Annotated in this window: 10 protein-coding genes; 6 read left to right on the top strand and 4 right to left on the bottom strand. The window is 70.9% G+C overall.

Going from position 1 to position 12730, the window contains the following annotated elements; genetic code table 11:
• Positions 1-261: 261 nt before the first annotated feature.
• The gene (polA, locus tag M6I34_RS05630) at positions 262-3105 is read right to left on the bottom strand and encodes a DNA polymerase I (RefSeq protein WP_272484720.1); all 2844 of its coding nucleotides are present in this window, start codon (positions 3103-3105) and stop codon (positions 262-264) included.
• Here polA and M6I34_RS05635 point away from each other — a divergent pair.
• Genes M6I34_RS05635 through M6I34_RS05645 form a run of 3 tightly spaced genes read left to right on the top strand, consistent with a single transcriptional unit; the run spans position 3104 to position 5628 of the window.
• Positions 3104-3838, top strand: a complete 735-nt coding sequence (locus M6I34_RS05635; RefSeq protein ID WP_272484721.1) for an LOG family protein — start codon at positions 3104-3106, stop codon at positions 3836-3838. The two genes, polA and M6I34_RS05635, sit on opposite strands and share 2 nt — an antisense overlap.
• 1 nt (position 3839) lies before the next feature.
• Positions 3840-4811 (top strand): homoserine kinase, encoded by a 972-nt coding sequence (locus M6I34_RS05640; protein ID WP_272484722.1) that lies wholly within the window; start codon positions 3840-3842, stop codon positions 4809-4811.
• A gap of 28 nt (positions 4812-4839) precedes the next feature.
• Positions 4840-5628 (top strand): BPSS1780 family membrane protein, encoded by a 789-nt coding sequence (locus M6I34_RS05645; RefSeq protein WP_272484723.1) that lies wholly within the window; start codon positions 4840-4842, stop codon positions 5626-5628.
• 153 nt (positions 5629-5781) lie between these two features.
• Here the strand turns inward: M6I34_RS05645 and M6I34_RS05650 are convergent, their stop codons facing one another.
• Both M6I34_RS05650 and M6I34_RS05655 read right to left on the bottom strand, forming a co-directional pair.
• Complete coding sequence (locus M6I34_RS05650; RefSeq protein ID WP_272484724.1) at positions 5782-8223, bottom strand: UvrD-helicase domain-containing protein; 2442 nt, start codon at positions 8221-8223, stop codon at positions 5782-5784.
• 132 nt (positions 8224-8355) lie between these two features.
• On the bottom strand, positions 8356-8823 hold the full coding sequence (locus M6I34_RS05655) for an OmpA family protein (protein ID WP_272484725.1): 468 nt from the start codon (positions 8821-8823) through the stop codon (positions 8356-8358).
• A gap of 155 nt (positions 8824-8978) precedes the next feature.
• Between M6I34_RS05655 and M6I34_RS05660 the strand changes: the two genes are divergently transcribed.
• The 3 genes from M6I34_RS05660 to M6I34_RS05670 all read left to right on the top strand — a co-directional run bounded on the left by M6I34_RS05660 (position 8979) and on the right by M6I34_RS05670 (position 12124).
• Entirely contained in the window at positions 8979-10190 is a 1212-nt protein-coding gene (locus M6I34_RS05660) for an MFS transporter (RefSeq protein WP_272484726.1), read from the top strand.
• A gap of 163 nt (positions 10191-10353) precedes the next feature.
• Complete coding sequence (locus M6I34_RS05665; protein ID WP_272484727.1) at positions 10354-11166, top strand: SDR family oxidoreductase; 813 nt, start codon at positions 10354-10356, stop codon at positions 11164-11166.
• 31 nt (positions 11167-11197) lie between these two features.
• Entirely contained in the window at positions 11198-12124 is a 927-nt protein-coding gene (locus M6I34_RS05670; RefSeq protein ID WP_272484728.1) for a DMT family transporter, read from the top strand.
• Between the two features lie 76 nt (positions 12125-12200).
• Here M6I34_RS05670 and M6I34_RS05675 read toward each other — a convergent pair whose 3' ends face one another.
• Entirely contained in the window at positions 12201-12728 is a 528-nt protein-coding gene (locus M6I34_RS05675; protein ID WP_272484729.1) for a MarR family winged helix-turn-helix transcriptional regulator, read from the bottom strand.
• Between the last annotated feature and the right edge of the window lie 2 nt (positions 12729-12730).

The following is a 12730-nucleotide window of genomic DNA, read 5'->3' on the forward strand; positions in this document are numbered from 1 at the left end:
CCCGAGCCCTTGCACGAACTCGAGGGCGGTGAGGCGGCCAGCCGCATGCCGGACCTTGTGGCAAGCGGCGGGCTACCGAAGGAAGCGGCGATCAGGGCGGCCCCATGTCTGAGGCTCGCCTGCGGCGAGCCGAGTTTGGGGCCGCCCCGCCGCTGACGAGGTAGACGCCGGCACCCCTCGCCGCAGGCGAGGGGCGCAGCCACTGTCCGGCATGCGGCTGGCCGCCTCGCCGCCCGGGCGGACGAACCGCCGGGCGCGCGCTCAGTGCGCCTGCTCCCAGTTCGCGCCGACGCCCACCTCGACTTCGAGCGGCACGTCGAGCTTGGCGACGCCGGTCATCAGCCCGGGCAACCGCTCTCGCACGAGGTCGAGCTCGCCGTCCGGCACCTCGAGCACCAGCTCGTCGTGCACCTGCATGATCAGCTTGCTCTGCAGGCCCTCGTCGTCGAGCCAGCGCTGCACGGCGATCATCGCCATCTTGATCAGGTCGGCGGCGGTGCCCTGCATCGGCGCGTTGATCGCGGCGCGTTCGGCGGCCGAGCGGCGCGGGCCGTTGGGGCTGTTGATCTCGGCCAGCCACAGGCGCCGGCCGAACACGGTTTCCACGTAGCCCTGCTCGTGGGCCAGCGCGCGGGTGCGGTCCATGTACTCGCGCACGCCGGGATAGCGGGCGAAGTAGCGGTCGATCCAGTTCTTCGCGGCGTCGCGTTCGATGCCCAGGTTCTGGGCCAGGCCGAAGGCGCTCATGCCGTAGATCAGGCCGAAGTTGATCACCTTGGCGTAGCGGCGCTGCTCGGCGCTCACGTCGGCCGGGGCCACGCCGAAGACTTCCGACGCGGTCGCGCGGTGCACGTCCATGCCCTCGGCGAAGGCGCGGCGCAGGCCCGCGTCGGCCGAGATGTGGGCCATGATCCGCAGTTCGATCTGCGAATAGTCGGCCGACACGATCTTCGCGCCGGCCGGCGCGACGAAGGCTTCGCGGATGCGCCGGCCTTCCGGCGTGCGCACCGGGATGTTCTGCAGGTTCGGGTCGCTCGACGCGAGCCGCCCGGTGACCGCGACCGCCTGCGAGTAGCTGGTGTGCACCCGGCCGGTCTTCGGGTCGACCATCTGCGGCAGCTTGTCGGTGTAGGTGCTCTTGAGCTTGGCGAGCGCCCGCCAGTCGAGCAGCAGCCGCGGCAGCGGGTAGTCCTCGGCGAGCTTCGCGAGCACCTCTTCGTCGGTGGACGGCGCGCCGCTGGCGGTCTTCTTGACCACCGGCAGCTTCAGGTTGCCGAACAGGATCTCGCCGAGCTGCTTGGGCGAGTTCAGGTTGAAGGGCTGGCCCGCGACCTCGTGGGCCTGCTTCTCGAGCGCCATCAGCTTGCGGCCCAGCTCGTCGGACTGCTTCGCGAGCGCCTGCACGTCGACCAGCACGCCGTTGCGCTCGACCCGCTGCAGGATCACCGACACCGGCACCTCGATGTCGCGATAGATCGCGAGCAGGCGCTCGTCCTCGGCGATGCGCGGATACAGCGTGCGGTGCAGGTGCAGCGTGACGTCGGCGTCCTCGGCCGCGTACTCGGTGGCCCGCTCCACCGCCACCTGCTCGAAGCCGATCCGGCTCGCGCCCTTGCCGGTGACCTCGTCGTAGCGGATCGTGCGCCGCTGCAGGTGACGCTCGGCCAGCGAGTCCATGTCGTGCGAGCGATGGGCCTCGAGCACGTAGCTCTGCAGCAGCGTGTCGTGCTCGATGCCGGCCAGCCTCACGCCGTGGTTCTCGAGCACGTGGGCGTCGTACTTCAGGTTCTGGCCGACCTTGTGGTGCTTCGGGCTCTCGAGCCAGGCGCGCAGCTTGCCCAGCACGTGGTCGCGGCCGAGCTGCCCGGGCGCGCCGGCGTAGTCGTGCGCCACCGGCACGTAGCAGGCCTGCCAGGGCTCGACCGACAGCGACAGGCCGACGAGCTCGGCGCGCATCGGGTCGAGCGACGTGGTCTCGGTGTCGAAGGCCACCAGCTCGGCCTTGCCGATCCGGGCGATCCAGGCGTCGAGCTGCTCGTCGGTCAGCACGGTTTCGTAGACCGGATGGCCCGGCTGCTGCGCCGTCTCGTCCGAGCCCGTAGCCCGACCGGCCGCGGCCTCGCCCGTGCCGGCCGCGCCGCCGTCTGCCGGCCCGCCGGTCGGACCGCCGGCCGCCGGCCCCGCCCCGAACACCCTGGCGGGCTGCCTGGGCGCCTCGCCCTCGAGCTCGCGCAGCCAGGTGCGGAAGCCGCAGCGGGTGTAGAGCTCGCGCAGGCGCTCGTCGTCGTCGTCCGCCAGCACGAGCCCCGACTCGAACTCGGCGAATTCCTCGGGAAGCTCGCAGTCGGTCTTGACGGTGACCAGCTTGCGCGCGGTCGGCAGCCACTCGAGCGACTGCCGCAGGTTCTCGCCGACCACGCCCTTGATCTCGTCGGCGTGCGCCAGGACCTCGTCGAGCGAGCCGTACTGCTCGAGCCACTTGACCGCGGTCTTGGGGCCGCACTTGGGCACGCCGGGCACGTTGTCCACGGTGTCTCCGACCAGCGTGAGCCAGTCGACGATCCGCTCGGGCGGCACGCCGAACTTCTCGACGACCGCGTCGCGATCGAGCGGCTTCGGCGGCCCGCTGTCGCGGGTCATCGTGTCGACCAGAACGACCTTGTCGTCGACCAGCTGTGCCAGGTCCTTGTCGCCGGTGGCGACCACGGTCTTCATGCCGCGCTCGCTCGCCTGCCGGGCCAGCGTGCCGATCACGTCGTCGGCCTCGATGCCCTCGACCATGACCAGCGGCCAGCCGAGCGCGCGCACCAGCTCGTGGATCACCGGGATCTGCTTGCGCAGGTCGTCGGGCATCGCCTTGCGCGTGGCCTTGTACTCGGGATACCAGTCGTCGCGGAAGGTGGGACCCGGCGCGTCGAAGACCACGGCGCCCATCCGGGCGCCGCCGCCCAATTTGCCGTCGTTGCGCAGACGCCGTAGCATCGCGACCATGCCGTAGACGGCGCCGGTCGGCTCGCCTTCGCCGTTCCGCAGGTCCGGCAGCGCGTGGAACGCGCGATAGAGAAAACTCGAGCCGTCGACCAGCAGAAGCGTTTCGTCAGACATGTCCAGCAGCAAGCAGGTGCCGCAGTTGCGAGCGATCACGGACCAGGATCGCTCGACCTCGCTGAAAGCGCGCGAGTCCTGGCACATCCTGGGAATTATCTCAGAGTTCATCGAGGCGACCGAGCGGTTGGCCGAGGTCCGCCCCGCGGTCTCGATCTTCGGCAGCGCGCGCGTGCGGCCCGGCCACCGCTGGTACGAGTTCACCGTCGACCTGGCCCGCCAGCTCTCCGACGCCGGCTTCGCGGTGATCTCCGGCGGCGGCCCCGGCATCATGGAGGCGGCCAACCGGGGCGCGTTCGAAGGACGCTCGGCATCGATCGGCCTGAACATCCAGCTGCCGCACGAGCAGCTCGGCAACGCTTACCAGGACATCTCGCTCGGCTTTCGCCACTTCTTCGCGCGCAAGGTCGCGTTCGCCAAGTACGCGACCGCCTTCGTCGCGGTGCCGGGCGGCTTCGGCACCCTCGACGAGCTGCTGGAGGTGCTCACGCTGATCCAGACGCGGATGGGCCGGCGGATCCCGGTGATCCTGGTCGACTCGCGCTTCTGGAAGGGCCTGCTCGACTGGATGCGCGAGCAGCAGGTCGCCAACGGCCTGATCTCGGCCGAGGACCTCGACCTGATCCAGGTGGTCGACCAGCCGGCCGAGGCGGTCGAGGCGATCTTCGACTTCTACCAGTCGCGCGGCTTCGTGCCGACGGCCGACGAGAGCGACAAGCTGCTGTACCTCTGACATGGCCGTCTTCACGACCGTTTCGCGCGACGAGCTCGCGCGCTGGCTGCAATCGTTCGACCTCGGCGAGCTGCTCGGCTTCGAGGGCATCGCCTCGGGCATCGAGAACACGAACTACTTCGTCGACCTGGCCCGCGGCCGCTTCGTGCTGACGCTGTTCGAGCGGCTCTCCCCGCAGGAGCTGCCGTTCTACCTGGAGCTGATGAAGCACCTCGCCTCGCACGACATCGCCTGCCCGGACCCGGTCGCCGACCGGAAGGGCCGGCTCCTGTCGACGCTCAAGGGGAAGCCGGCTGCGCTGGTGACCCGGCTGGCTGGCCGCGCGCGAATGGATCCGGGGCCGGCGCACTGCGCGCTGGTCGGCGCGGCGCTCGCGCGAATGCACCTGGCCGCGGTCGACTACCCGGGCGCGCTGCCCAACCTGCGCGGCCTGCCGTGGTGGATCGAGACGACGCCCAAGGTGCTGCCCTTCCTGTCCGACGCGCAGGCGGCGCTGCTGCGCGACGAGCTCGCCACCCAGCAGCGCTTCGCGGCCGGCCCGGTCCACGCGGCCCTGCCCCGCAGCGCGGTGCACGCCGACCTGTTTCGCGACAACGTGCTGTTCGACGAAACCGCCGGCGGCTCCCCCCGGCTGGGCGGCGTCATCGACTTCTACTTCGCCGGCGTCGACACCTGGCTCTTCGACCTGGCGGTCACGGTCAACGACTGGTGCATCGTCGACGAGGACGGCCGCTTCGACCCGCCGCGGCTGGCCGCCCTGCTCGACGCCTACCGGGCGGTGCGCCGGCCCACCGATGCCGAGGCCGAGGCCTGGCCGACGATGCTGCGCGCCGCCGCGCTGCGCTTCTGGCTGTCGCGACTGTTCGACCTCCACCTGCCCAGGCCGGCCGAGATGGTCACGCCGAAGGACCCGACCGAGTTCGAGCGTATATTGTCGGCTCGCCGCGCGGACCCGGCAGTCCCGCTCCGCTGATCCGGCGCCACACCGCACTCCTCGTTCGATGCAGATCAATCCGCTTCGCGCCTCCATCGGCTGGCGCTGGGTTCGAGACGGCTTTTCGCTGCTGAAGAGGCAGCCGATCGCGCTGCTCGCGATCACCTTCCTGAACCTGATGCTCCTGTCGCTCTCGGTCGTGATCCCGCTGGTGGGCGCGGTCAGCCCGCTGGTGCTGACGCCGGCGCTGATGGTCGGCCTGATGCACGCGGTGCGCGCGGCCGAAACCGGGCGCATGCCCTCGCCGGCGCTGCTGTTCGCGGGCTTCCGCGATGCGGGCGGCAAGGCCTGGCGGCCGCTGCTGGTCCTTGGCGCGTTCAACGCGGCGGCCACGCTGACTGCGCTGGCGCTGGCGGCGCTGGCCGACGGCGGCGAGCTGATGCGCCTGGCCACCGGCCGGGCGGGCAGCGACGCGGTCGTGCCGGACGACACCTCTCTGCTGTACGCGGCGATCGTGTTCGTGCTCGTCTACACGCCGATCCAGATGGCGATGTGGTACGCGCCGCTGATGGTCGCCTGGCACCGGGTGCCTCCCGCCAAGGCGCTCTTCTTCAGCTTCTTCGCGGTCTGGCGCAACAAGGGCGCCTTCCTGGTGTTCGGTGCGAGCTGGTTCGGCGTGGCCTTCGTGGCCTCGCTCGGCGTTCGCCTGCTGGACTCGCTGCTCGGCGACAGCCCGGTGCTGCTGTCGATGCTGCTGTCGCCGCTGTCGCTGGTGCTGATCACCGCGGTGTACTGCTCGTTCTGGGCCACCTATCGCGACGCGGTGGTCGACGCCCAGCTTCGCCCGCCCGGCTGAACCGCACGGGCCGTGCGCACGACCTTCCTGGAACGCGTGAAGGAATCGTAGCGAGCGGCCCGAGGTCGCGCCGAGAAGCGCAGCCGTACGGAGGAGTACGGCGAGCATCGCAGGTGCGAGACCGGGCCGCGCAGTAGATTCCTTCGCGCGTTCTCAGCCGATCGGCTCGAGCTTGGCTACAGACAGCGCCAGCCACTTCATGCCCTGGCGCCCGAAGTTGATCTGCACCCGGGCGTCGTCGCCGCTGCCCTCTATGCCGACGATCACGCCTTCGCCGAAGCGGGCGTGCGCCACGTTCTGGCCGACCCGCCAGGGCACGCCGCGATCGAAGCGCAGCGCGGCGCGCTGCTCGGCCTGCGAGAGACGACCGTTGTCGCCGGCCTCGCGCCCGCCGCTGCCGAACTCGCGCCACGGACCCCGTCGCGCGCCGCCCCCGGGCGCGCCCATGCCCTCCCAGGCGCCGCCCCAGCCTTCGCGGGCGCTGCCGAAGCCGCGGGCCGCGGCGCCCCCAACGCGGGGCGTGAGCCACTTCAGCGACCCCTCGGGCAGCTCGTCGAAGAAGCGCGAGCGCAGGTTGTAGCGGGTCTGCCCGTGCAGCATCCGGGTCTGCGAGAAAGACAGGTACAGCCGCTCGCGCGCCCGGGTGATCGCCACGTACATCAGGCGCCGCTCTTCCTCGAGCCCTTCGGACTCGCTGGCCGAGTTCTCGTGCGGGAACAGGCCCTCTTCCAGGCCGGTGATGAAGACCGCGTCGAATTCGAGGCCCTTGGCCGAGTGCACGGTCATCAGCTGCACCGCGTCGGTTCCCTCGCCGGCCTGGTTCTCGCCGGCCTCGAGCGAGGCGTGGCCGAGGAAGGCGGCCAGCGGCGTGAGCCGCACCGCCGAGACGCCCGGCGCGAGCACCTCGACGCCCGCATCCACCTCCGGGCCGGCGCCCTGCCGTCCGGCAGGCGACGGTCCCGCGCCGGCAGCGGGCGCCGATGACGCGCCGCCGGCCGGCGCGTCGGCCATCGCCACCCCGTCGCGGGCCGGGACGTCCTGCGAGATGCCTTCCTCGGCCAGGAAGGCGGCCGCCGCATTGACCAGCTCGCGCAGGTTCTCGATGCGCTCCTGGCCTTCCTTCTCGGTCTCGAAGTGCGCGACCAGGCCACTGCGCTCGATCAGGTGCTCGACCAGGTCGGTGAGCGGCATCCGGCGGGTCTCGTCGCGCAGCCTGGCCACCAGCCCGGTGAAGGCCGCCAGCTTGCTGGCCGCGGCCCCCGACATCGCCGCGACCGTGGCGAACAGGCTGCGGCCCGACGCGCGGGCGGCGTCCTGCAACTGCTCGATCGTGCGGGCGCCGATCCCGCGCGCCGGGAAGTTGACCACCCGCAGGAAGGCGCCGTCGTCGTCCGGGTTCTCCAGCAGCCGCAGGTAGGCGAGCGCGTGCTTGATCTCGGCGCGCTCGAAGAAGCGCAGGCCGCCGTAGACCCGATACGGGATGCCCGCCGAGAACAGCGCGTGCTCGATGACCCGCGACTGCGCGTTGGAGCGGTAGAGCACCGCGATGTCGTTGCGCGCGCGGCCTTCGCCCACCAGGCTCCTGATCTCCTCGACCAGCCACTGCGACTCCTGGCCGTCGGTCATCGCCTCGTAGACGCGCACCGGCTCGCCTTCTCCGGCATCGGTCCAGAGATTCTTGCCCAGACGCCTGGCGTTGTTCGCGATCAGCGCGTTGGCGCAGCCCAGGATGTGCCCGTGCGAGCGGTAGTTCTGCTCGAGCTTGATAAGGTTGGCGACCCGGTACTCGCGCTCGAAGGCCGCCATGTTGCCGACGTTGGCGCCGCGAAACGCGTAGATGCTCTGGTCGTCGTCGCCGACCGCGAACACGGCGGCCGAGCCCGCCGGGCCGCCGGCGAGCAGCCCGATCCACTTGTACTGCAGCACGTTCGTGTCCTGGAACTCGTCGATCAGGACGTGGCGGAAGCGGTGCTGGTAGTGCTCGCGCAGCAGCTGGTTTCGCTGGAGCAGCTCGTAGCTGCGCAGCAGCAGCTCGGCGAAGTCGACGACGCCTTCCCGCTGGCACTGGTCGTCGTAGGCGGCGTAGAGCTCGACCATCCGCCGGTTGTAGTCGTCGTAGACCTCGACCTCGCCAGCGCGCAGCCCCTGCTCCTTGCAGTGGTTGACGAAGTGCTGCAGGTTGCGCGGCGGGTACTTCTCGTCGTCGACGCCCAGCGTCTTGAGCAGCCGCTTGATCGCCGCGAGCTGGTCCTGCGAATCGAGGATCTGGAAGGTCTGCGGCAGCGCCGCGTCGCGGTGATGCGCGCGCAGCATCCGGTTGCACAGCCCGTGGAAGGTGCCTATCCACATGCCGCGCGTGTTGATCGGCAGCATGGCCATCAGGCGCGTGAGCATCTCCTTGGCGGCCTTGTTCGTGAAGGTGACCGCGAGGATTCCCTGGGGGCTGGCCTGGCCGGTGGAGATCAGCCAGGCGATCCGGGTGGTCAGCACCCGGGTCTTGCCGCTGCCCGCGCCCGCCAGGATCAGCGCATGCTGCGGCGGCAGCGTGACCGCCGCGAGCTGCTGTTCGTTCAGGTTGGCGAGAAGATTGGACATCGGCGCGTCGGCCCTCGGGGCTCAGGGGGCCAAAACTGTGATTTTACACAGTGCCGCGCCGGCCGACCGGCCTGCGAAGCCCGACCGCATGCGCCGCAACGCGGCGCACGGCGGAATGCGCAGCGCCCGGACTCAGCGGCGTGCGCCGTTCTTGCGCGAACGCTGCGACCAGACCGGCTGGCGCGGGGTCAGGCTGCCCTGGCGGATCTCGACGCAACGGTTGGCCCAGTTCGCGCGCTCGTCCTCGACGTCGGCGATCGGCGCATTCGCGCCGTGGCTCACCCGCACGATCCGGTGGCTCTGAACGCCGAACTTCTCGAGCAGCGACGCCACCGCCTGCGTGCGATCCATGCTCAGCGCCACCGCCTCTTCCGGGTCTTCGACCGGATTGGCGTGGCCGGACACGATCAGGGTGCCGCCGGGGCCGGAATTGAAGCGCTCGGCGTGGTCGCGGATCAGGTCCACGTAGTTGTCGCGGACATCGGTCGAATCGCCGTCGAAGAAGATCCGGGTCGGCTCGGCGACCTGACGCGCCGCCTGGGCGGCCGCGGCGTCGACGGCGGAGGAGGTTTCGGGCGACTGACTCTGGTTCAACTGCATGCTGCACGATCTCCCTGCTGGAAGGTCCGATTTTAACAAATCGCTTTGAGGCAACATTTCTGACCGGACTGCAAAGGTTTAAGCTGGGCGTTTCGGCGACGATTCCGGCGCCGCCGCGCCCGGCAGGGCCCGGGCCGATCCGCAGGCCACCGACCATGACCTCGCTGCTGCTCAACATCGCCCACGCCCTCGATCACCTGGTGCTGCTGATCTTCGCCACGGCGGTGGGCGCGATCGCGGCCGATTTCGGCGTCGGGCGCTGGGAAGACCTGATGCCCTACACGGCCGGCGCCTTCGTGATGTTCGGCCTGGGCTCGGTGCCCTCGGGTCGGCTCGGCGACCTGTGGGGGCGCCGCTCGATGATGCTGGTGTTCTTCTTCGGCATCGGTGCCGCCACGCTGCTGGTGGCCGCCACGCAGAATCCGTGGCAGATGGCGGCCGCGCTCGCGCTGATGGGCGCGTTCGCGTCGATCTACCACCCGGTCGGCATCCCGATGCTGGTGCAGGGCGCCACGCGGCCCGGCCGAACGATCGGCGTCAACGGGCTGGCCGGCAACCTCGGGATCGCGCTGGCCGCGATCTCCACCGGACTGCTCGTGCAGTTCGCCGGCTGGCGGGCCGCCTTCGTGGTGCCCGGCGTCGTCGCGATCGCCTGCGGCCTGCTGTTCATGAAGGTGGCCCCGGCCGAGACCGAGTCGCCGGCCCGGCGCGCGGGCAAGGCGCTGGACATCTCGGCGCGCGACCGCCAGCGGGCCTTCGTCGTGATGACGCTGACCGCGGTCACCGGCGGCCTGATCTTCAACTTCACCACCAACGGCAACGGCGAGCTGCTGAAGTCGCGCCTGCCGCTGCTTCTCGAGCAGCCGGCGCTGATGGGGGCGCTGCTGGCCGGCGTGTACGGCATCGCCTCGCTCGCCCAGGTGGTGGTGGGCCGGCTGATCGACCGGGTGCCGATGAAGACGCTGATGCTCGCGATCATGGCGATGCAGCCGGTGCTGTTCGGCCTGGCCGCGGCCAGCCAGGGCTGGGCCTTCTACGCGGTGATGATCGTGTTCATGATCTTCGTTTTCGGCGCCATCCCCTTCACCGATGCGCTGATCGTGCGCTTCGTCGACGACCGGATGCGCTCCCGGGTCACCGGCATGCGGCTTGCGGTGTCCTTCGGGGTCAGTTCGCTGGCGGTCTGGCTGCTGGGCCCGCTGGTCAAGGCTTCGGGCTTCACGACCCTGCTGCTGATGCTGGCCGGGATCTCGGCGCTCGCCACGCTCTTCGCGGCGTGGCTTCCCGCCCAGCCGGCCCCGGTTCCGGCCCCCCTCCCGGCGTCCGAGCCGGCCGCCGCCTCGGGCCCGGCGCCGGCCCCTCGCTGAGGGCCCCTGCGGGGCTTCGAGCGACCCCGGCCGGAAGCCGGACGGCACAGGCAACGGGAAGGTGGCCTTTCCGGAACGCCGGCCCGGGCCGCCGGGCCGCACCCGGTTCATGCTTTCGCTTGCCCCTGGAAACGTCCCCGATCTGACGGAATCGAGACCGATCATGACCAGCCCAACGAACGAAGCCGGCTCCCGCGCCGGCGGCCCCTCGCCCAATGCCCTGTTCGACCTGAGCGGCCGCCGCGCCCTGGTGACCGGCTCGAGCCGCGGCATCGGCCTCGCGCTGGCCGAGGCGCTGGGCCGGGCGGGCGCCGCCGTGGTCCTGAACGGACGCGACCCGGCCACGCTCGCCGAAGCGCGCGAGCGGCTCGCGGCGGCAGGCATCGCCGCAGGCGTCGCGGCCTTCGACGTGACCGACGAAGCCGCGGTGATCGCCGCCGTCGACCGCATCGAGCGCGAGGAGGGGCCGATCGACATCCTGGTCAACAACACCGGCATCCAGATCCGCGCGCCGCTCGACCAATTCGACACGGCGGACTGGCGAAGGATCGTCGACACCAACCTGACCAGCGTCTTCCTGGTCAGCAAGGCGGTCGTGCAGGGGATGATCGCGCGACGGCGAGGCAAGATCGTCAACATCCTGTCGGTCAACGCCGAGGCCGCGCGCGCCTCGATCGCACCCTACTCGGCGACCAAGGGCGCGCTGCGGATGCTCACCAAGGGCATGTGCGTCGACTGGGCGCGCCACGGCATCCAGGTAAACGGCCTGGCCCCCGGCTACTTCGACACCGAGCTGACCCGGCCGCTGGTGGCCGACCCCGACTTCACCGCCTGGATCGAGCGGCGCGTTCCGGCAGGGCGCTGGGGCCGGGTCGAGGAACTCGGCGGCGCGGCCGTCTTCCTGGCCTCGCAGGCGTCGGACTTCGTGAACGGCCACGTGCTGTTCGTGGACGGCGGCATGACCGCCGGCCTCTGAAGCTCGACCGACGCCCCCCGAAGCGCGCCCCATGACCGACCCTGCCGCCATCGCCGCCGCCCACGACCGGCGCGACCGGATCGCGCTGGCGGTGTCGCTCGGCCTGATCGTGGTCTGGGGAATCAACTTCTCGGTGCAGAAGGCGGTGTTCGAGGTGCTGTCCCCGACCGGCTTCCTGTTCGTCCGCTACCTGATCATGCCCGCCTGCGCGCTGGCGATCCTGGTCCACGCCTACGGCCTGCGCTTTCCGCGGGTGCCGGCCGAGGACCTGTGGGCGCTCGCCAGGCTCGGCTTCGTCGGGCACGCGCTGCACGTGGGCATGGTCACGCACGGCATCCACTGGTCGACCGCCTTTTCCAGCTCGCTGATCCTTTCCTGCGGGCCGATCTTCACGCTGCTGATCCTGCGCTGGGTCGGCCTCGAGCAGCTCACCCGCGCGCAGGTGGGCGGCGTGGCGCTGGCGCTGGTCGGCGTGCTGGTCTTCCTGTCCGACAAGCTGCTGGTGGGCCGCTGGCAGGCCACCGGCGGCGACCTGTTCCTGCTGGTGGCCGCCAGCTTCTTCTCCTGGTACACGGTGGCGGCCAAGCCGCTGATCCAGCGGCACGGCGGCATCACGGTGATGGGCTACGCGACGCTGTTCGGAAGCGTTCCGATCGTGCTGGCATCGCTGCCGGTGGGCCTCGCCACCGACTGGACCGCGGTGCCGCTGCCGATCTGGGCCGGGCTGCTGTGGGCCGTGGTGATCTCGGCCTTCGCCGGCTGGCTGGTGTGGGGCTGGGTCAACGCGGTGCGCGGCGTGGCCCGGACCGCACCGCTGATGTACCTGATGCCGCCGGTCGCCGGCCTGGTGGCATGGCTGGTCACCGACGAGCGTTTCACCGTGGTGAAGCTGGCGGGCGCGGCGATCACGCTCGGCGGCGTCGCCCTGGCGCAGTTCGCGGGACGCCAGCGCAACTGAGCCGGCGCCTCGGCCCGGCCGTCGCCCCCCTCCTGCGGGCCGCGACCGGCGCGACTCGCGAGCGGGCCGGTCGGGTTCAGAGATCGGCGAGCGGCGTGTTGGCCGCCTCGGGCTCGACCCCGCTCATGCCGGCGACCACATCCTTGAGCAAGTCGTTCAGCAGCGCGAGCCTCTCCGGATCGAGGCGGCCCAGCGCGTCGGGCAGCAAGCCGCTGAGCGGCTTCGGCGCGCGCTCCATCACGCCCCGTGCGGCATCCGTCGGGTGCAGCAGGACGATCCGGTGGTCGAAGCGATCCCGCTCGCGGCGGATCAGACCCTGTCGGGACAATTGCTCGATCAGGTTGCTGGCGGTGGACTGGTGGACCGCCATCGACTGCGCGAGGTCCTTCACCTTGATGCCCGGCGCGCCGACGATGACCGACAGCGCCCACAGCTGCGAGCCCGACACGCCGCAGCGCCGCTCGACCTCGTGGAAGTGCTGGCGCACCGAGCGGAAGATCACCCGGAAGCGCTTCAGCGCTTCGACTGCCTCGGGCGAGGGTCCGGCGGCCACGGCCGGGGCATCGGGCAGCGCAGCGGACGCTGCGGAGGCAGAAGTTGTCATCG

Source organism: Zeimonas sediminis (assembly GCF_023721795.1).
Lineage (GTDB): Bacteria > Pseudomonadota > Gammaproteobacteria > Burkholderiales > Burkholderiaceae_E > Zeimonas > Zeimonas sediminis.